General features: G+C 59.6%; 20 protein-coding genes. 1 reads left to right on the top strand and 19 read right to left on the bottom strand.

The window, feature by feature from the left end; all coding sequences use genetic code 11:
• Nucleotides 1-132: 132 nt before the first annotated feature.
• From VFQ24_11730 to VFQ24_11645, 18 genes are all read right to left on the bottom strand, one after another.
• Entirely contained in the window at nt 133-2,295 is a 2,163-nt protein-coding gene (locus tag VFQ24_11730) for a carboxypeptidase-like regulatory domain-containing protein (GenBank protein HET9179017.1), read from the bottom strand.
• 211 nt (nt 2,296-2,506) lie between these two features.
• On the bottom strand, nt 2,507-3,061 hold the full coding sequence (locus VFQ24_11725) for a hypothetical protein (GenBank protein HET9179016.1): 555 nt from the start codon (nt 3,059-3,061) through the stop codon (nt 2,507-2,509).
• A 388-nt stretch (nt 3,062-3,449) separates the two neighbouring features.
• Nucleotides 3,450-3,965 (bottom strand): hypothetical protein, encoded by a 516-nt coding sequence (locus VFQ24_11720; protein ID HET9179015.1) that lies wholly within the window; start codon nt 3,963-3,965, stop codon nt 3,450-3,452.
• A 1-nt stretch (nt 3,966) separates the two neighbouring features.
• Nucleotides 3,967-4,554 (bottom strand): lysozyme, encoded by a 588-nt coding sequence (locus VFQ24_11715; protein ID HET9179014.1) that lies wholly within the window; start codon nt 4,552-4,554, stop codon nt 3,967-3,969.
• A 16-nt stretch (nt 4,555-4,570) separates the two neighbouring features.
• Nucleotides 4,571-4,807 carry a phage virion morphogenesis protein gene (locus VFQ24_11710; protein ID HET9179013.1) on the bottom strand — a complete coding sequence of 79 codons (237 nt, stop codon included), beginning with the start codon at nt 4,805-4,807 and terminating at the stop codon, nt 4,571-4,573.
• A 133-nt stretch (nt 4,808-4,940) separates the two neighbouring features.
• Nucleotides 4,941-5,432, bottom strand: coding sequence for a hypothetical protein (locus VFQ24_11705; GenBank protein ID HET9179012.1), 492 nt, complete (start codon nt 5,430-5,432; stop codon nt 4,941-4,943).
• 220 nt (nt 5,433-5,652) lie between these two features.
• The gene (locus VFQ24_11700) at nt 5,653-6,588 is read right to left on the bottom strand and encodes a major capsid protein (GenBank protein ID HET9179011.1); all 936 of its coding nucleotides are present in this window, start codon (nt 6,586-6,588) and stop codon (nt 5,653-5,655) included.
• Between the two features lie 340 nt (nt 6,589-6,928).
• Nucleotides 6,929-7,339, bottom strand: coding sequence for a hypothetical protein (locus VFQ24_11695; GenBank protein HET9179010.1), 411 nt, complete (start codon nt 7,337-7,339; stop codon nt 6,929-6,931).
• A 148-nt stretch (nt 7,340-7,487) separates the two neighbouring features.
• Nucleotides 7,488-8,741 carry a phage protease gene (locus tag VFQ24_11690; GenBank protein ID HET9179009.1) on the bottom strand — a complete coding sequence of 418 codons (1,254 nt, stop codon included), beginning with the start codon at nt 8,739-8,741 and terminating at the stop codon, nt 7,488-7,490.
• Nucleotides 8,742-8,815: 74 nt separating this feature from the next.
• Entirely contained in the window at nt 8,816-10,135 is a 1,320-nt protein-coding gene (locus tag VFQ24_11685) for a hypothetical protein (GenBank protein HET9179008.1), read from the bottom strand.
• A gap of 142 nt (nt 10,136-10,277) precedes the next feature.
• The gene (locus VFQ24_11680; protein ID HET9179007.1) at nt 10,278-12,002 is read right to left on the bottom strand and encodes a terminase family protein; all 1,725 of its coding nucleotides are present in this window, start codon (nt 12,000-12,002) and stop codon (nt 10,278-10,280) included.
• A 110-nt stretch (nt 12,003-12,112) separates the two neighbouring features.
• A complete protein-coding gene (locus tag VFQ24_11675) occupies nt 12,113-13,042 on the bottom strand; it encodes a hypothetical protein (GenBank protein HET9179006.1) in 930 nt (309 codons plus the stop codon).
• Between the two features lie 179 nt (nt 13,043-13,221).
• A complete protein-coding gene (locus tag VFQ24_11670) occupies nt 13,222-13,599 on the bottom strand; it encodes a hypothetical protein (protein HET9179005.1) in 378 nt (125 codons plus the stop codon).
• 160 nt (nt 13,600-13,759) lie between these two features.
• Nucleotides 13,760-14,086, bottom strand: a complete 327-nt coding sequence (locus VFQ24_11665) for a hypothetical protein (protein ID HET9179004.1) — start codon at nt 14,084-14,086, stop codon at nt 13,760-13,762.
• Nucleotides 14,083-15,186, bottom strand: a complete 1,104-nt coding sequence (locus VFQ24_11660; GenBank protein HET9179003.1) for a hypothetical protein — start codon at nt 15,184-15,186, stop codon at nt 14,083-14,085. The genes VFQ24_11665 and VFQ24_11660 overlap by 4 nt, the downstream gene beginning before the upstream one ends.
• A gap of 203 nt (nt 15,187-15,389) precedes the next feature.
• On the bottom strand, nt 15,390-15,614 hold the full coding sequence (locus VFQ24_11655) for a hypothetical protein (GenBank protein ID HET9179002.1): 225 nt from the start codon (nt 15,612-15,614) through the stop codon (nt 15,390-15,392).
• A gap of 147 nt (nt 15,615-15,761) precedes the next feature.
• Nucleotides 15,762-15,905 carry a hypothetical protein gene (locus tag VFQ24_11650; protein ID HET9179001.1) on the bottom strand — a complete coding sequence of 48 codons (144 nt, stop codon included), beginning with the start codon at nt 15,903-15,905 and terminating at the stop codon, nt 15,762-15,764.
• Between the two features lie 68 nt (nt 15,906-15,973).
• Nucleotides 15,974-16,702 (bottom strand): hypothetical protein, encoded by a 729-nt coding sequence (locus VFQ24_11645; GenBank protein ID HET9179000.1) that lies wholly within the window; start codon nt 16,700-16,702, stop codon nt 15,974-15,976.
• 338 nt (nt 16,703-17,040) lie between these two features.
• Between VFQ24_11645 and dtd the strand changes: the two genes are divergently transcribed.
• Nucleotides 17,041-17,490: a D-aminoacyl-tRNA deacylase gene (gene dtd, locus VFQ24_11640; protein ID HET9178999.1), complete on the top strand. Its 450-nt coding sequence runs from the start codon at nt 17,041-17,043 to the stop codon at nt 17,488-17,490.
• 59 nt (nt 17,491-17,549) lie between these two features.
• On the opposite strand, the gene VFQ24_11635 is transcribed toward dtd, so the two are convergent.
• Complete coding sequence (locus VFQ24_11635; protein HET9178998.1) at nt 17,550-19,235, bottom strand: hypothetical protein; 1,686 nt, start codon at nt 19,233-19,235, stop codon at nt 17,550-17,552.
• Nucleotides 19,236-19,271 lie beyond the last annotated feature (36 nt).

Here is a 19,271-nt window from a genome sequence, read left to right as displayed (position 1 = left end):
GGCAGCCAGGCGCCCGAAACGCATCACGCTTGTCTCCTCACCCTTACGACGTCTGCGCCAGCCGTGATTTGGTAATTCGTAGTTGCTTTCATCCTTCATCCTTCACGCTTGCTACTTAAGCGGCTTCCAGCCTCAATGCACTCTCCAAGCGCCATTCTCGCCGAGGACGGTTGTGCCGGTCCCACCTGCCACGGCTACGCTGTCGAATGTCGCTGCATCAGTTCCCACGTTCTTGCAGTCCGAGCAATAAACCTGAAGGCCGTTAACCTCCGTCGGGAGAGTGGCGAAAGTATAGGATGCAAATTTGATGGGCGCGTTCAGGGGGCCTCCATTCGTCACGTACAGGAGATATGGAGACAGATTGGAAACGGTAAGCGCCACGCTATCAGTTGCTATCAAAAATCCGGTGCCGGTTACGGCGCCGTTGTCCGCAGCTATGTCGGTGGTGTTCTGCTCAAACATCACGTTGCCGAAAATCTGATTTCCGGCTACGATGTCCAGCCCTATCGTCGAGTGCTGAATCGTCACATCATCCAGCCACATGGTATAAAAACGGGAATTGACTTTGATGCCGTATCTGTTTTCATCAAAGAGACAGTGTGAAACGATGGCGTGGTCAGCCCCTAGGACGCCGTAGTAATAGCCCATAATCGATGAGTCAAACACCCCCGAAAAGCCGGCATTCGCTTGCTGCGGAAGGTAGATTCCATAATTGGCGGTGCTGCCGTAGACGGGCACGTTATTGGTTGCCTTCGGCCCGTAATTTGGACTTACCACCGAGCCGTACACATCCGCATTGTAGGCAAGCTGAAGATGCAGAGCGGAATAGTTCTGGGTGGGCGGTGTGACGATGGCCATGTTTCGGACCACCACGTACACATCGCTCATGGGATACGATGGGGCGAAACTCGCGGCCCCAATAAATCCCGTCACGGCGGCGGACATGCCATACAGCACAGCGCCAGATGTATTGACTCCAGTCGTGATGCTGGCAACTGCCATCGAATTAGGTCCCTCGAACTGGTAGGTAATCCACGGGCCGGTAGGACGGGGGTTGGATGGAATATCTAATATGAAACCGTTCGCGTCTGAGGCATTGTTGATAATATAAATGCCCTGGGGGAAGAACATCGTGCCGCCGCCCGACGCGCTGAGCGTGGTGATCAGGCTTTGGATTTCCGGCCCGTCATCGGTGCCATAAACCACGTTGGCCGTCGAGGTCGTGGCGCCTGCATTGGCAGCTAGCGTCAGGTGGGTCGCATCCGTCACGGCGGAGATGGTTGTCAGAAGCCTTCCAGACGAGGCCGCCGCGCCATCAACCTCGATGAGCTTGCCCACATCGCCAGCCGAGAAGGCTCCGGCAGTGCAAGTCAGCGCCGCCGTCCCCGTGGTGATCGAGCAGTTGTATAGAAACACGCCATTCCCAACCGCCCCGTACGCCTTGACATTAAAAACCTGGCCGCCCTTGTCCTGGATTGCGGAAGCGTTGATCGTGGGAGGAAGCTGTGCTGCCGTGGCTTGTCCAGTCAGATTTGAAAACGCCGGTGGCGAGCAGGATGGCGCGCCGGCGCGGGTGAGCGAGAACACCCACTGATTCGCTCCGCAGGCGCCGATGCCGGAGTAGGCGGTGGCCAGGCCAGCATCGTTCAAAGTCCCCGAAAGCCCCAGTTGCACATTGCCGGCAGACGGATTCGCAAATGTCAGCGTCAGGCCGTCGGCAGGCGCGGAGCTTTCAAAGTTGATGGTCGCGTTCGCAGTGACGTTCGTTCCGTTTACCTGATGCTGCGCCCCCGATCCACTGGCCGCGCACTGCCACACCGTCCCCGTCCATTCGAGGACCTGGCTGGCGGAGCAGCCGGCGGGCGGCGAAAGCTGAGAGGCCGCAATCTGGCTTGGCGTGTTGGGATAACTAGCTTCCGGAGTCAGCGAGTTGAGGTCGGCCGACGGGCCGATGATGGAGTAATCAAAAGGCCCGTAAGTAAAGCCAGGGCCGCGCATCACAACCTCATAGAGCGTGCCCGCAGGCGCGATCTGGTCATTGCCCACCAGCGTAACGGAAAATGTGCCGTCGCTGGCCGAGCTTGCCGTAACCAGCGCCGGGGCCACAATTGAAGTTCCGGAATCGCGCGCCACGTTCCCGCGGCCAATATTGATCAGGCGGAAACTGATGGCGGCCCCGCTCACCGCATTGCCGGCGGAGTCGCGCACGGTCCCGGTCACAGTGGTGGCCCACGCTGGTCCGCAGATTACGCAGATTACACAGATTGCGGCCAGCACTATGTATGCTCTCTTCATCTTCCCCTCCGAATTCCCTTCCTCGCTCACTCCCCGTCGGGGCGGCGTCCCGCAGTACGGGACCGCGCTCTTTGCGATGTCTGCGGCTTCGCCAATCTCCGACACCCTTGGTAATTCGTAATTGGTAACTCGTAATTTGTGTTCTCTTTCATAATTCAGCATTCATAATTGCTTTCGTCCTTCATCCTTCACACTTCATGCTTCAGAATTTTCACTGCTCTTCCAGGTCGATGGCGAATTCAATCTGCGGGCCGCGCGCCAACGCCCCGCCCCTCCGCTGCACCAGCGCGCCCAGGTTGTGCCGTGTGATGCGCAGGTCAAGGATCCTGGAGACCGCCGGGTCGAGCCCCGATGTCATTCCGCCCGGCACCGTCGTGTGGCTGATCGGAAGCGGCGTGTAGAAATCTTCCAGCGGCGCCGAGGCCAGCACCAGGTCCGCCAGTCTCAAAGTGTCCATCGCGTCCTCCGCCAGCCATTCGGGATCGGCGCCCACCAGCGCCATCGCGCAGTAGAAGCTGAGCGTCTCGCTCCGCAAGTCGATGTCGCTCACCGGATCAAAGTCCACCTGCTGCGCCACCAGCACCAGCGCCGGCCAGTTCTGGATGGGCGTGGCCTCCTTCAAAAAGGCTGCGAAAGGTCCCAGCGGCCGCCCCGCAGGCCGCGTGGCGTTTACAATGTCGAGCGCCGCCTGCTGGTCCCGCTGAAAAATGGCGATCAGTTGGTCAACCAATGGCTTTGCAAACGTGGCTTGGTAACGTTGATTCATGTTTTTCTCGCAGTTGTGACTTCAATTACTAATTACGAGTTACGAATTACAGGACCCCTGGTGCGTTCGAGTGGCGTCCCGCAGTGCGGGATCGCGTTCTTTGCGATGTCTGCGACTTGGCCAATCTCCACCACCCGGTTCGGCAACTCGTAATTTGTAATTCGTAATTTCTTTTCCTTCATCCTTCACACATCAGAATTTCTGCGCGCTCCGTGCCTCGAAAAGCTCTAACACTGAGGACCCGGAGGATCTCTGCGCTCTCTGTGTTAACACCTGCGGGCCACACAGGCACACAGTGGCTTTGGTTGCGGCATTGGCGCGGTTGCCGCATACTTCGCAAACGGCGCGACGTATGCGCCACCCACGAGCGTTCTGATTCTCTCCTTCTTCACTTTGTCTCCCGTGAACTGCACGCACATGCCGGGTCGCCCGCCTTGGCCTTCACCGCCAGGAACGCGACGTTCTCGACGTCAATGACAATGTCCTTCTTCCTCAAGTAGACATAGTTTCCAGGGAAATCCAGGTCCGACATGTTACCGGGCAAATCCAGGGACACTTGCGTGACGCGCGGCGCGCGGATCCCGATCTGGCTGAGCGGGTAGCGCCCTAGGTTCCAGAATTCGTCGGCGGACAACTCTGTCACCCTGTAAGCAGGCGATTCGACAACTGCCTTCCCAGAACGCGCGCGGGTAGGAGTAAACACAATCCTCGTCCCAATGATGGCCTTCTCCTTCTTAGGACCGATGCCGACAATCGCCGTAATTGGCAGTGCCTTTGTCACCACCCAGCAACCCCAAAACCACGCCGGCGGAGAGGTCGGAGGCTTGGGCCTCGTACCGGGTAACAGCGGCGAAGGCACGGCCAACGCACAGATCAATAAAGCAGTGACAGCAAAGTGTCTCATCTCAATACTCTCCTTCTTCGAACAGAAGCCATTCCTGAATGCGACGACTGAGCAGTCCCTTGCTCACGAATGTCCGTCCGCGCACGGTAATTTTGTCGTACTGGGTGAAATCTGACTCCGAAACGTCGTAGTCGTTCACCGAGCTCATCATCTCGAGCCCCGGCTGAACGGAGCGGGGGCCTGCATTATAGGCAAGATCAACGAGCGCGTCGAACTGGTTTTGCGCCAGCGGAACATTTAACGCCTCATTAACCTCGTCCACAGCCTTCTGAACATCTTCCTTAAGCAAATCGAGGGCTTGCGCCATACTAACACCGCTGGTGAAACCCTCGTCGGGCCTGACGAGGTGCCCGTAACCGATGGTCGGGCGGCCGGCGCTGTCCAGGTACGTCTTCAAAGCTGGCTTTCCGCCGTATGTCTCATGGCGACTGATGAAGTCGAGACCCTTCGTGCTCAGATGATATGGCGGCCACTCCTCTTCGATTTCGACGATCCAGACCTTGCCGTCCAACTCGCTGAGGGCAGCCTGCAAGCGTTCCAGCGGCCCCTCAGCACCTTGCGATTCGATGTTGCTGCAGAATGCTCCCAACTTGACACCTCACGTCTCAACTTCCCGCGGCACAATGGCCCGCGCCGTGCCTGCGCTTCTCGGTGGAGGGCGCCAGCGCGGCCCAGGGCGTGTCACCCGTGGCGCCGCTGCTGGCAAACTGCTCGGCCTCCATCTCGCGAATGTCTTCAGCAATCAGTTCCATTGCAGGCGACAGATCACTGAGCTGCGCCTGCAAAAGGTCCAGGCTGTTTTCAGCCGCCTCCGAATTGGCGAAGCCGCTAAATGCAATCATTTTTCACCAGTGGTTGCGTCAGGCCGCAGACATCGCGCAGAGCGCGATGTCTGCGCCACCTGAAGCGTGGTAATTCGTAATTCATAATTCGTAATTTCTTTTCACTCATAACCCAGTACTCAGAACCCCGAACTCAGTAAACGTCATTTTTCCGGAACGCGAGGTTGCTATCCAATTCGGGATCGGTCGGGTCGGTTTCCTGCCCGGCGACGCCGCCAAATGCGGGATACACATCTTCCGTGCGCGCTGTGGCGACAAAGAGCTTGTCATAGGCGCCCTGGCCAAGTTCGGACAGCATATTTTCAAAGCTCTTGCGCAGCGTGTTGGGATTGGCCCAGCCTTGTCCCGCCTGGGCGGGACCGGGGCCCAGCATTGAGAACAACGCATCGCCCAGATCGGCTGCCGCGCCGTTCTCATTCATCAGCGCCACCAGCGCCTGCGCCTGCGGATTGGCCGTGGCCAGGCCGGTGAGATCATAGCCGCGCGCCGTGGCCAGCGCCGTGATGCGCGCCGCCTGATTGTCAATCCAGGCCTGGATCTGGGTGTCGGCCGGGTTCTGGTTGGTGACGCCACGCTGAAATCCGGGATAGTGCGCCGCAACTGCGTCGATGGTTGTAAAGCTCATTTCCGCCTTTCCTTTCCGTCACGTTCTGAGTTACGGGTTCTGGGTTATGAGTTATGAGTTGACGATGCCAGTGTCCTTTCTGGTATTCACCCATAACTCAGAACCCTGAACTCCGAACTGCGGGTCGATCATTTGCGATTGGTGATTGGCGACTTACGATTGAAAAACACCGCTGGGCCGTTCAATCGTTCAATCACCAATCACTCAATCACCAATGGCCCTACGCCACCGCCGACGTCCAGAGGTAGGCGGCGTTGGGCGCCACCACCTTGGAGTCGTAATAGAGCTGGACTTCCACCACGTCCGCCGTGCGCGACTCATCGCGATAGCGCTTGACGAGGAAGCCGTCCGTGTTGGCGCCGAAGAGCCACGAGAACTGGTAGCCCAGCGAAACGGTGCGGCGGCCCGGCGCCAGGGGCTTGTAAAACAACAGCGCGTTCTTGCCCCAGATGTAGTCGAAGTTGTCCGCATCGCCTTCCGCCGCGAGGTTCTTGATGGCTCCGCCGATGAGGAAGAAGTCCACGTTGAACACCGATTTCAGGTGGTCGGGCTGCAAAATTCCCACCTGCGTGTACTTGAAGCGGTCGATGATCTTCGGGTGCTGCCGCAGTTGCAGGAACACCGGGTAGCCCACCACCAGGGCGTTCGGGGGCTGCCCGATCTGCTTCTGGATGGTGGCCTTCTGCGTCTCGATGGCGGCAATGGGATCGGAGTTGGTGAAGTCCGACCACTGGCTGGTGCCGGCAAGCGCCGCGGTCTGCGTCACCACCGTTGGGTCCGTCGCCACGGAGGCAATCTGGATCTCGCGCTGCAGATAAATGAGATCGGTGAGGGTCTCCGTGGTGTCCACGTCCACGTCGATCGCCTGGTCGGCGTTGGCGCGCAGTTCGTCTGGAATGGCCTGCGCCAGCGCGTGCCCTTCGGCAAAGTAGGTGTCGGTGGAAAGCGTCCAATTGATTTCATTGGCGCGGGCGCCGGGCCGGCGTGCGTCATCCATGATGCGGAAGCGGTCCTTCGAGTAAATAAAATACTTGTTGGACTGCTTGCTCACCGGAATCGGCTGGAACACCTGGTCGGCAATGAACTGCGCGTTGTGATACGCGATGGAAACGTTGGTCAAAGCCTGGTCTACATGGACCATCGAAATATCTGGCATGTCATTTCTCCAAAATCCACTCTCGGGTTGGCGCTCCGCGCGCGGGTTTAACGAAGGAGCCGGGAGCAAAAAACAGGAAGCAAGGAGCAAGAAGCAAGGAGTGAGGTTTCGCTTGATCCCTATTCTTGGCTTCTGGCTTCTGGCTCCTGACTCCTCCACGCGGAGACCCGTCAGCAGGTCGCCCGGCCCAAAGTGGAACGTAGTACCCCGGCGGCTGACCGCCAGGGCCTGCCCTGTACCAGACGGTACAGGGCCTGACCCGCAGGAAAATTGACTCATTGGCTGATTGGCTCATTGATTCAATGAGTCAATGAATAAATGATTCAATCAGTCAATCGCGTTAGCTCACCGGTACCACAACCGGGCCCGGCGAGAGAAACACGAAAAGCACTTCGCCCGCGTTGGCCGAGCTCTCCGCAACGCCCAGAACGTTGTGCAGCGTTGCCGAGCCGGGAACGGTGGTGAGGTCTGACGCGCGCAGGGCGCCGGTTGCGTCGGCGACTTCCACGTAGGCGCCTTTGCTGATGGCGCTGGCTGCATAAGCGCGCGAGATGCCGTATTTGCGCACGGTCACGTTTTCATTCTGGGTTGGCTGCGCTTCCTGGGTGATGCCCCAGGCAAGCTGATTGGCTCCCGTGGGCAACTTGCACTCGCCGTCGTTCGTTGCCGGCACCACGGCGCGATATTGCGTGACCCCTCCCGCGCTGGTTATTTTGTAAGTCTTGTCGAGAACGTATGTTGCTCCTGCCATTTTTGCTCCTTTTGTAGCGCCGCTCAGTGAGCGGCAGATTTTTCCTGCTTTCGCCGGTCATTGACCGGCGCTACAACCTGCTCACGGCTCTCAGCCGCCAGCCTGCTCCTTGCTCCCGGCTTCCGGCTCCTGGCTTCCGGCTTCTTTGCTATTCCCCGCCGCTTACCGAGCGCCGGTACTGATGGATGAGGTCAGGCTGTTCGCGTCCGATTTCCGTAAGCGCCTGGCCATAGCTGACGCCGCGCTCCTTCATGCGCTGCTCGGCCATGAACTTCACCTGCGCCTGCACGTTTTCCGGAACGCCGCCGGAAAAGCCCACCGGCTGCAGCGGAATGCGCGCCGGCTGCTCGGACACGAGGCGCGAAAACGCGCCGAAGTCCGCCAGCGCGATGCGCCGCCAGTCGTCGCGACGGCGCGGCAGGACCTTGCCGCTGCGCACGGCGTCATCGAGGGCCTGCTCCACCCGCGCACGGAACACTTCCACGGCGGAAATCGATTTCCCCTGCGCTTCAGCCTCGGACATCACAGCCGCGGCCTGGGCCATCGGCACGTCTCTGGCGGCCCCGCCAGGCGCTGCCTCGATCCCGCCTTGCTGGGCACCGAGCGTCTCGAGCGCCTGGGCTGCATCTTCCGGATCGGCGTAATACTCGTCCGCAAGGTCCGGATGATTGACTTTGATTTTTCCGTCCGCGACGGAAAGTTGTACCTTCTTCATTGATCCTCCTGTCTCGAATCTTGAATCTGAAACTTCGAATCGTTCGCCGCTCGCTCCTTGCTCCTGGCTTCTTGCTCCCTGCTCATGGTCCTCCCCCACCAGGCGATAGCCCGGATCGGACAGCCGGATTTGCGGCATTTCTTCCAGGAATGGCCGGTTGGTGAGCGCCACCGAAGTCAGCGTGGCTCCCTGCGGCTTGCCGGTCCGTTTGTTTTTCGCGCCCCAGTCGATGGCCGGCGAGATGTAGCGATACTCGCGGTCCCTCACCAGCGTGCGGGCGCGTTCAGTGGGTTCGAACCATCCCCAGAGAATAAAGCGCGAGTAGCGAGCAGCGAGTGGCGAATCGTCGTTTCCATTCGCCATTCGCGATTCGCTATTCGCCCCGAGCGTTTCCGGTTCATCGATGCCAACAATCCTTCCCGCGCTCGGTATGGGGCCACCCGCGGCCACTTCTGGCATCTCGCTGGCGTGGTCGTAATCCACATTGATTTCGCCGTTCTGCCGCTCGCGGAAGTTGCGCACAATCGATTCCAGATCGTCGCGCGTAATCGACAATTTGTTCGATCCGCGCACCCACGTTCCCGTGACGGCCAACGGAATTCGGACCTTCCCCGGCCCGTCGCCGGCGGCAGGTCCCAGCGTGGCCAGGAACCGCGGCGCTGTTGTTTGCTCCAAAGTGCTCAGCATTTCGTCTCCAATCTCAAATCTGAAATCTCACATTTCAAATCGTCGTTTGCTTCTCACTATCCACTAACCACTCATCACTGTTCACTGCTCTTCTCCGGCGGCTGCGGCAATCCCAATTCGCGCGCGATGTGCTGCGCCAGCTCGGGATAGGGAGCCATCACCTTGGCCGTGGCAAGCTGGCTGAGCGCGGTGAGCGTCTGGTCCAGGCTGCGCGCGCGCAGGTTTGAAGCCTGGAGCGACGGATACTTCTCCACTCCGTCCCAGTTGCAGTCCACCAGCCGCTTGACAGCGGTTGAAGTAATCGTTCGCGCAATCTGGTCGGCGGTCGCCTGCACGGCCAGGAAGAAGAAGTCGGTCATTTCCTGGCCCAGCGCGCGGTTACCGCTCGACTTCGAGCTCTGGCCGAGGTTCATAAAGAAGGCAAGTGCCGTTCTGGATATTTCAATGTTGTGGTGTTCAATAGAATTGAACAGGTCGCGCACCTGGCCCTGCACGCCTTGCAGGGTCAGTTTCCATCCGGCGGGCAGCGCGATGCCGGTCTTCTCGTGCGCGGCGAGTTGCGTCACCCACGACGCAGCGGCCTGGCGGTCTTCTTTTGAGGCGCCGGTTCCTTGTTCGATGGTGGGAATGCCCAGGCCGTTGCGTTCGCCGGCGATGGCGTCGATGCGGTAGAGGTTGTGCTTGATGTACCAGTGCATGTACGCGGGCCGCAGCATCGACCGCCCGAAAAAGTTGGCGCCCTCCTTGTTGAAGGTGAACACCGCCAGGCGGTCCGCCGGAATCTCCACGCTCTCGAAATTCGAATTCCGGTAGCCGTACTGGTTCAGCGCCAGCAGCGTTTCGCCGTCCACATCCGTAATCCAGCGGTAGAAAGTGATGGGCAGCCGCGGGGCCAGGCGCGCCAGCCGCACCCGGTTGCCATCCACGGCGTAGATCTCCTCGTGCGCGGCCGCGCCAATCGCCAGCATCAGCAGCGCGTTGCGCAGCACTTCGTCCCAGCACTGGGTGGTTTTCGCGCCCGCGGGCGAAACGTATTCCAGCCCGCCAAACAGATTGTCTTTGACGAACTGCGCGATCTCGCGGTCGAGCGCGTCTCCGCTTGCCGGCAGCACGTCCCAGTTGGCGGCGCGGATGGGCAGTTCGCACGCCAGCAGCGTGGCCGCCACCTGCGCGTCCGAGCGCCGCATCTTTTCGTAGGTGCGGATGGCCGTCAGCCCTTCAAGCTGCGGATTGTATTCGCCAAAGTCTTCCAGAAATCCGTGGAAGATGGGCGTGCCGGGCAAACCTACGGGCAGCGTTTCAGCCGTCGCCGCGGTGCGTTCCAGCGGCACGGTCGATTGCGATTCCGCCAGCCTCTCGTTTCGCCATTGAATGTCAATTGGTCCGAGTTTCATTAGTCACGTCCCCAGAGAATTTGTGATTTGCCGATTGATTGATTTACTCATTTACTGATTTGCTGATTGAGAGACCGGAATCCACGCCTTTCAATCAGACAATGAGCCAATGATTCAATGAATCAATCAGTCAATTCGAATTTCAAAACGCTTCTCCCCATCCCTCATCGAGTTCCAAGAACGCGACCGGTTTGATGATGGCCGCGCCGCCCGCGAGATACGCGTCTGCCGCTGCGGACGCCGGCCCCGAATCTGCCGCCAGGTCGGCCAGCGCCTTGGCCCAGAATTCGTCGGCGTGGCCCGCGGCGGTGCGCACGGCGTCGAAGCGCAGATTGCCGCTCGGCGTCACCACGCGCTTCACGGCGCTGAAGGCCCGCCGCACTTCGCGTGTGTCGGGCAGCAGCGAGAGCTGTTTTTCCATCCGCCGCTTGGTCCTGTACGCCAGGTCCTCTTTCACCGCCGAAGTAAACGTCACCGGCTCGACTCTTGGACCGAATTCCGCCGCCAGCGTTTCCGCCAGCATCGCTCCCATGCCTGTGGCATCAATAGCGGCGCGGCGCACCAGCGGGCTGCCGTCTTCCCGCTCGAGGCGAAGCAGTTCACGCGCGCACTCGAGTTGCTCGGCAAACGGAGCGCGATCGAGCGTGCGCACCAGGCGAGCAATGGAACGGTGTTCTTCTGTCCCGCCCTGAACGCGTTCCTCCGTCATTCCGAGCCCCGAACCTCCGTCATTCCGAGCCCAGCGAGGAATCTGCTTCTCCGCAAGGAATCTGCTGCTTCCAAAAGCAGATCCTTCGGCCGCTTCAGCGGCCTCAGGATGACGATCAACGGTCGTCACCTCATCCAGCCAGAAAACCGTGCGGTCGTGATGCCGGCCGATGTCGATGCCTAAGAAGAAGTGGTTAGTGGCTAGTGGATAGTGATTAGTGAACGGCTTTTCTAAACACTTATCACTATTCACTAACCACTGGGTGCTGGCTTCCGAGCTCAGGCAGGCGGCCAGGAGCTCAGGCGGAAAAAAGTTTTCCGCCGTGGAAACAAACTGGCAGCAGAATTCCTGCTGGAAAGTCGATTCGTCGTCCGAGGCCGCGCGCAGCAATTCGATATTGATCTTTAATCCCTGGCGCACGGCTTCGTACACGTCGCACCAGTGGGAAGACCAACTTAAGGAATTAGGGGTTAGGGATTGGGGATTAGTGAAAACCCCTTCCTTCCCTAATCCCTGACCCCTAATCCCTAATCCCTGCTCTGTCAATCCTGCCGCCTTTGCCAACTCATAAAACTTTCCCTGCTGGCCGTTGGGCGTCGAGATCACTTCCAGCGAATAGCCCCGCGTGATGGTGGGGAACAGCGCCGAATAGATTTTTGCCGCGTCGGCGTGGAAAGCGAATTCGTCGAGCGTCACGTTGCCGGAATAGCCGCGCGCCGTGTCCGGGTTCGACGGCAGGCCGTAAATCACCGACCCGTTCGGCAGCCGCACTTCAAGCTGTTTCTGGCTGGCCCCTTCAAAGAAGCTGGACTCGAACGCCTGGGCGACGATGCCGAAGCTCTGCATGTGCTCCTGCACTTTTTCCATCAGCAGCCTGGACTGGCGCTCGCCCTTGGAAAGAAAGATCCACGTGGTCTTGCGCTCGAGGCAGCGCAGCAGCGCTTGCAGCGTAGCGGCAAATGAGTAGCCGATCTGGCGCGCCTTCACCACCATCTTCAGCGGCGAACGGTCCTCCAGCCAGCGCCGCTGGTAAGGCAGCAGACGAATGGGAGCGCCGGCCACCTCAGCCCGGCCCGAAGACTTGGGCTTTTGCGCCTCAGACTTTTTTCCGGTTTGTGTTTTGTTTCGCGCCATCTTTTTATTGACCGATTGGCTCATTGGCTGATTTCCTGATTGACTCATTGACTGAAGAGAAGGATCTTTCAATCAGTCAATGAACAAATGAGCCAATCATCCAATCCTTAATTGCCCCCAGCGCAATTCATAATTCACAATATGTTCTGTTCTCTTTCCAGGTCCGCATCCGATGGGACCACGGGGACCTGAAGCAGGCCATAGATCTCCTGGATTTTTTCCATGGCCACCCGGCCCAGCGTGCCGCTGTTCTCATGCTTCGCCAGTTCGCGCCGCAACTGCACCAGCTTGATTCTGGTGAGCCGCGCCCTCAACATCTCGGCGTACAGTCGCGTCCTGCGGAAGCGCTTTTCCAGGTCTTCGCGCTCAATCTGCTTGCGCAGCAGGTCGCGCTTCAGAATCAGGTTGCGCCGTTCCATCGAGCCTTTCACGGCGTCTTTCACGCTGATGGTGCCGTCTTTACGGTTCAGGCTTTGGAGCCCCGTCAGCATGGCGGCATAGGCCAGTTGCGCGTCCGATGATTCGGGGTCGCCCAGCGCCTCGGTCAGCGCCCGTGCCCGCTCCAGTTGGAACTCGATCCGCCGTTTCTGCAATTCGAGGCTGCCGCGGTAAAGGTTCTGGACGGCCTGGAGGGTGAGCGGAACGTTACGATCATTCACCGCATCGCAAATGTCTTCGAAGGTGGCGCCTTCCACCATCATGCGTTCCACCAGTTCGCGCATTTCGGCGGGCAGGTTTGCCACGTCGTTCACGGCCCGCGCAGGGCGAGCTTCAGGCAGATGGGCTGGCGTCCCGGCGGGTGGCGCAGACGTCGCGTTCTTTGCGATGTCTGCGGAAGGCACCTGCTCAAGCCCTCCTCGAGGGGAGAGGGTGGACGCGCCAGCGGCCGGGTGAGGGGTCACTTCACCACCTTCCGGCAACTCGTAATTCGTAATTTGCAATGTGCTTTGCGCCTCTGTCCCGCCTTGCGGGATGAGCGCTTTTCCTTCGCCGTACGTCTCGCCGTTTGTAATATCTGCGATCGTGCCGGGCCTTTCAGCTTTTCGTCGCGTCTGTTCGGTCATTTACTTCCTGCCCTTCGCGCTCTTCGCTGCTTCCTCTGTGCGCTCTGTGCTCTCCGTGGTAAAGCTTTTGACCCGCAGAGGACACAGAGAACTTTCCAAGCCCGCCGCCGAGTCGCAGACATCGCAAACAACGCGAGTCTGCGCCACCCGACCATCACTCGACACTCATCACTGCCTTTTCACCCCTCCGGCTCGAGGTAGACCCCCTCGTCCTTCGGCAGACGTCCGTCGAAGTAGTCGATCCCTTTGGCGGTGATTTTCACCAGCGTGATGCCGCGGCGCGGGTGAGACCCGCGCCCAGTACCGGACGGTACAGAGCCACGAATGTTTTCCGTGCTCACCAGCCCCTTTTCCGCCAGGTAGGCGACGTGGAAATCCAGCTCGTCAATGGGCACCGGGTAACCGAAGATGTCGAGTTCGCCCTGCAGCAGCGGGAGTGTTGCCGCCCGCGGGTAGATCAATTTGAGGTAATAAAGAAGCTTGCCTCTGACGATTTCTTTTTGCCGTATGCTGCTGGTCATACCGTTCACGCCCCCATCATTTCCGGATTTACTCATTGTTTGATTTACTCATTTCCTGATTGGTCCATTGACTGACTTATTGATTTCCTTTGTTGATTGCCTGACTTTAAAACCGCCGGTGCGCTGCTTTGCCCAGCAGCGCAATGGAGCAATCAGAAAATCAGTCAATAAATCAATGAGCCGATGATTCAATCCTTCAATGAATCAATTCTTTGATCTCGCCGTGCATGGCCCGCAGCGCGATCAGGATCTGCTGGTGTTCCATGCTGTCGCGCGAGTCGCTCTGCTCGACGCTCGAGGCCAGCCTTGAAAGCGCCTCGGCCTGCGCCAACTGCGCATTGAGGAACTGCTTCACATACTGCTCCGCCATGCCGAACAGGCCCTCCATCTGGCGGCGTCTGGCGTCGAGCGTGCGCTCCATCCACACCTGCGCCAGGCGCAGGAATCCGTAACTGAGGGCGAGCAGAAGCAGCATGCCCGGTCCCCACCACATCGCCATGTGCGCAAAGTCCTGGGGCATCATTTCACCGCCACTCCAATCGCCACGCCCACCCCTACGCCGATGGCCACGTGCTCGGTCAGGCGGGCCAGGCGGCCCAGAAAAGTGCCTCGGGCGGCGCGCAGTTCCGCTTTGTACTCGCTCTGCTGCTCGACAAGGACTTTGTCCTTCGCCTGGAGGGCCTGGTTGAGGCTGGCCACTGAACCGTTGAGGCGCGCGATGGCAGCTTCATCGGCCGCGGCCCGGGCCTGGCAATTCGAGACCTGGCGGGCCTGGATATCGCTCTTCGCGCGGCAGGCATCGAGCGCCACCAGCGACGCTTCAACCTTGCGCGCCCCGGAAGCAGTGAGCGCCAGCGACGCCTGGTTTTGTAGGGGAGGGCTCTGCCCTCCCGCGGCTGTCGTCACGCCGGGTGGCGCAGATATCGCACCTTTTGCGATGTCTGCGGAAGACCCAGCTTCCGGTAATTCGTAATTCATGGGTGGCGCAGATATCGCGCCTTTTGCGATGTCTGCGGCTTGTGCGGTGCCAGGCCCTCTCCGATTTTCTGCGGTGCTTTGCTCCTCACGCGGCACAGACGTGGCAGACGCAAGCCCTCTCCGAGGGGAGAGGGTGGACGCGCCTGGCGGGACCGGGTGAGGGGTCTGTAATTCATAATTCATAATTTGTAATTTCCTTTGCGCCTTCGCGCCTTTGCGTGCGAACGCTCCTTCCCCTGCGGCAACATCTTCCGCCTTCAACCCAAGCTGGGCGGCCACCCGTGTCACTATTTCCGATATAGGAAGGGTGGCCACCTCGTCAGCCTGGATCTGCGCCTGCTTGCGCAAACGGTCGAGCTGCGCGGCCAGTTGCCGGTCCTGCTGCTCGGCTTCCTGCCGGCGCTGCTCAAGTTTCGCCACGGCCTCGGCGTTCGTGACGTTGGCCTGTCGCACGTCCTCAGCCGCCTGCCGGCGCAGCGCGGCCACCTGCGCGGAAGTTTCGTTCCGCAACTGCTGAAGCCCCGCCTGCTGGCGAATTCGCGCGTCGTGCTGTTGCACCCAGAACGCCGCCAGCAGGCATCCCCCCACGGCAAACCAAAACCGGCCAGGGACCCGACGAATCAGACAATTGAATGATTGGCTCATTGATTCATTTCCTGATTGACTCATTCACCCGATTTACTCGTTGACTGATTGGTTCATTGGCTGATTGATTCATTTCCTGATTGCTGATCTTGTTGGCTCATCGCCCGGTTTCCCAGACCATCGCCGATGCGCTGTATGTCCAGTCTTCAAATGGCTCAATCAGGAAATCAGTCAATGGTTCAATGACTCAATGAGCCAATGGTTCAATTCTTCTTCCCGATCACGCGCTGCACGGTCTCGCCGGTCTTGCTGAGTCCGTAGAGCGTGGAAATGAAGACCGTCAGCCCTTCGAGGTCCGGAAGATGGTGGGTGGTCCAGACCAGATAGGAAATCCAGCCACATCCCAGCACCAGGCCGAAAAATGATCCGGTGCGCCCGAAACTTGCCTCACCGGATTCAGAAAAGAGCTGTCTGACGTATTCACGCATCGTTCTTCCTTCTTCTGCAGCCGCTGTCCGCCGGGGCGGGGAACAAGAATTGCGATTGGCGATTGGCGATTGGCGATTTGCAGCGCATCTGCTATTCACTAATCACTAATCTGCTGCCTGATTCATAATTCACAATTCATAATTGCCTTACAGCCTTGCCGCCAGCCGCTGGAGTTCGGCGCGCAGGTAAGTGCGAAGGTTCAGGATTTCCCTGACCGCGCGCTGCTCAAAAATTCCGGCCAAAATTAGCCCTGCCGTAAATCCCACCAGGAACATCACGATGTGCATCATCTCTGCTCCTCCTTTTGTGTTAACCAAACAGTTAAAACCGGCCCTGCATGTTGCTGGTGGCCTGGGCCCTATCGCGCGGCCGGCTGGATTTGCCGGAGCTGGCGGTAAATCTCCATGCGGCCGAGCCCCTTCGCCACGTAGCCGGGATCGTAAGTGCGGCCGTGCGGGCGGCCCGTGTTCCAGCAGCAGAACATCCCGGCGAAATCGTTCGCGGGGTCGAGATGGAAATCGACGGCAAACTCCGACAGCAGCCAGATCGCCATGCGGAAATGAAAATGCGGATCGAGCAACTGGCGGACCCCGCCCGGCCGGCCCACCATGTGGTAACCCATGATCTGCGTGTAACCCCAGGAAGTGGCAAGCTCGCGCAGCGCGGCGTCCGGCGCTTTCTGCACCACGCCGGAGTGAATCTCGGCAAATCCCCGCGTCATGTAACGCGCATGCAGCGCGGCGTCGTTGGCGGGCAGCAGCCGGCTGACCTCGCGGTCGAGGTCCGTCACGTTGATGCTTCCGTAAGAAGGCGACTGGCCCTGCGCCACCGCCACAAGATGCCGGTAAACCGCGGGCTCGAAACGCGTGGCATCAGCGACGCCGCCGCTCTCGTTCGCCGCCAGCGCGCCCAGAAATTCCTCCGGCACCGATGAGCGCCCGCAGGCGTCGGCTATCGCCTCATTGCAGCGCTCAAACACCCGCTGGACCAGGCCGCGCTCGGCGGGAAGACTCGGGACTGCCGGAGCCGCGGGACTCGCCAGGCCGGGCTGCGGCTGCGCGTTCACAATGTTCGCTTCCGTCTCCAAGACACACCTCCCCCAAATCGCGCGGGACCCTTTTCATGCCGCCAAGCCCTGTGGCCTAGCCTGTGTCCCATCCACAAATCAAGCCTAACCCCTCAAAATGGGACGATGGGGACGTTTGAGACGTTTGGGACGAAAGTTTATAAGCCGCTCGGGCTCAGCAACTTACAAAATTAAGATCAGAGCCGATTCTAAGGTTTTTCCAATAAATGCTCAGTTAAGGTACACCGAGTAAAAGTTGCACAGCACGGTTTTCGGCCGTGGTGCGCCGGTTCGGCAGGCATTACAAAGGCAGGCGGGTTCGGTACAATGGGCTCGGCTGCGGTGAAGGAGCGTCGGCTATGCGGGCGGTCGTGCAGCGGGTGAGAAGAGCGGAAGTTCGTGTAGAAGGCAAGGTGATCGGGCGGATCGGCCTTGGCCTGGTGGTGCTGGTCGGCATTGCCAGGGAGGACACGCCAGAGGCCGGCAAAGCCATGGCCGACAAGATCGTGCGCCTAAGGATCTTCGACGACCAGGCGGGCCGGATGAACCTCGACATCCGTGAGGCGGCTGGCTCAGTGCTTGCGGTCTCTGAGTTCACGCTCTACGGCGACTGCCGCAAGGGCCGCCGGCCGAGCTACGCTGGCGCTGCTGCGCCGGATGCCGCGCTTCCCCTCTACCTGGCGTTTGTCGATTCGCTTCGGGCCCTCGGCGTCAAGGTTGAAACCGGCAAATTCCGCGCCATGATGGAGGTCGATCTGGTCAACGACGGTCCGGTGACTCTGCTTCTTGATTCCGACCGGACCTTCTGAAGCCGATCCCTTTCGCGAGATGCGTTTCATGGCGCGTGCAGCGCGACGGTCTGCGCACCTCAAACGCCTGAGCGCAATTCCCTTCTGAACAGTATCTTGATGCCGCGGCGCCACTGATCGTTGATTCCGATCTGCATCACAGTAACGGACGCGTCCAGGTAATGAAGCATTCGCGTTGTTGTGGAATGAAACCTGAAGGCCGGCACGACCAAATATAGCAGCGGCTTTGCGTCTGCAAGCGCCATGCCCGGAAAATATCCGTACTGCTGGAATTTCCCTTCCTGCCGCAGCTTTTCCACGCGCAGCCAGTAATCGAGAGCCTGGAACGGCAGGTTGATCTGTTCCTCAAGCTTCAGCTCGATCACCGCCAGCCGGCCGTCGCGCGTCACCGACAGGATGTCGATCACGCCGCGGTCGGTGCGTGAGAATGCCGGCACCTGCGAATAAACAAACTCCGGGGAAAACGAGGGATCGATTCGGGTGATGTCGCTGACCAGCATGCTTTCCAGCCAGCGCTCTGACTGCAGCCGGTAGAATTCGTCGGCGGCATCCTCGCTCCCCGCGCTGCGTCGGTCGAGCACGCGGGAAACGAAGTCCCGAAAGCCATCGTGGTTGCTTTCGTTTAATCTGCGAACACTTCCCTCCAGCCCGAAGTAGATTTTCGGTGAAAGGTCACCTTCAATGCGCGCAATTTCCAGGCCCGCCACGCGCGCCGAAACGAACCTCCCGGAAGTGTCCGCAGCCATCGTCAGACGATCAACGTCGCCGTTCAGCACGCCGCGCAAAAGTTCGCGGTGGCGTTCGACCAGAGCTTCATTCGGACGGTGGAGAATAAGCCGCGTCGTGACGTCACCGGCGGTCTCAAGATCCACCAGCGCCGGCCGTTCGTTTCCGCCGTTCCATTCGAACACTTCGAGCTGTACGGCCCGACGGTTGACGGCGGCCGCGCGTTGCGCGTTCAGTTCAACGGCCTCCCTGGGCAAATAAAGACGAAGCCTGGGCACGGCGGTCCTGTCCGAACGGCTTCGCAGCCAGTCGAGCCAGATCAGGCCGAACGCCATCGCCGCATCAGCCGCGGCGGGTGGTTCCGCCTTGCTGAGTCCGATGAAAGCGCAGCCGGTCCGGCCCTGCCGCGCCAATCCGCGCGTGTACCACGTGGAAAACGAATGCTCGCGGTCAGAACGGTTGCTGATGTTTTCCAGCCGCCAGCCCTGAAATTCCTGTTTGAGCATGGCGACGAATTCTTGTCGAAACGTACTCCGCCCGGTGTCACGGCCCTTGCGCTGCTTCGGATGAAGCTCGCGAAATTCAACCACTGACGTTTCCCGGGCGTGCGGCTTTCGCACAAAGACGCCCAAGCGGTCCCCATCGCGATAGGCAACTTCCTCAACCCGGCGCGCCAGCGTACGGGACGGGTTCCAGGCTTCAAAAAGCAGCTTCTCGAACTGGATGCTCAACTTCCAACTGGCCGAGGCCAGGTCGAATAGTTCGACTTCGTCTTCAACCACCACGGGATGAGCGAGCGACTGGATAAAGGTTTCGATCTCGTACTGGAGCGCCCGCAGAGATTCGGTGTCGGCATGATGTGGCATGGCAATCCGGGCGTCCATTATAACCGCGCACGTCATCTGGCACGAAGTAATCCACGCCATCAGGAACGAAACATCACAGCCATCAAACCGCACCACAATCTTGCGCTGACGGCGGCAGCCCGCGCGACCGGTTGACGGATCCAGGCCCGGCATGTTATCAAACCACTCGACCACCCTGCTGAAACCTGA

The sequence above is a fragment of the Terriglobia bacterium genome (genome assembly GCA_035712365.1).
Taxonomy (GTDB): domain Bacteria; phylum Acidobacteriota; class Terriglobia; order UBA7540; family UBA7540; genus SCRD01.
Note: the sequence above shows the minus strand (reverse complement) of the source record. Positions and strands in the feature narration are given on the sequence as shown.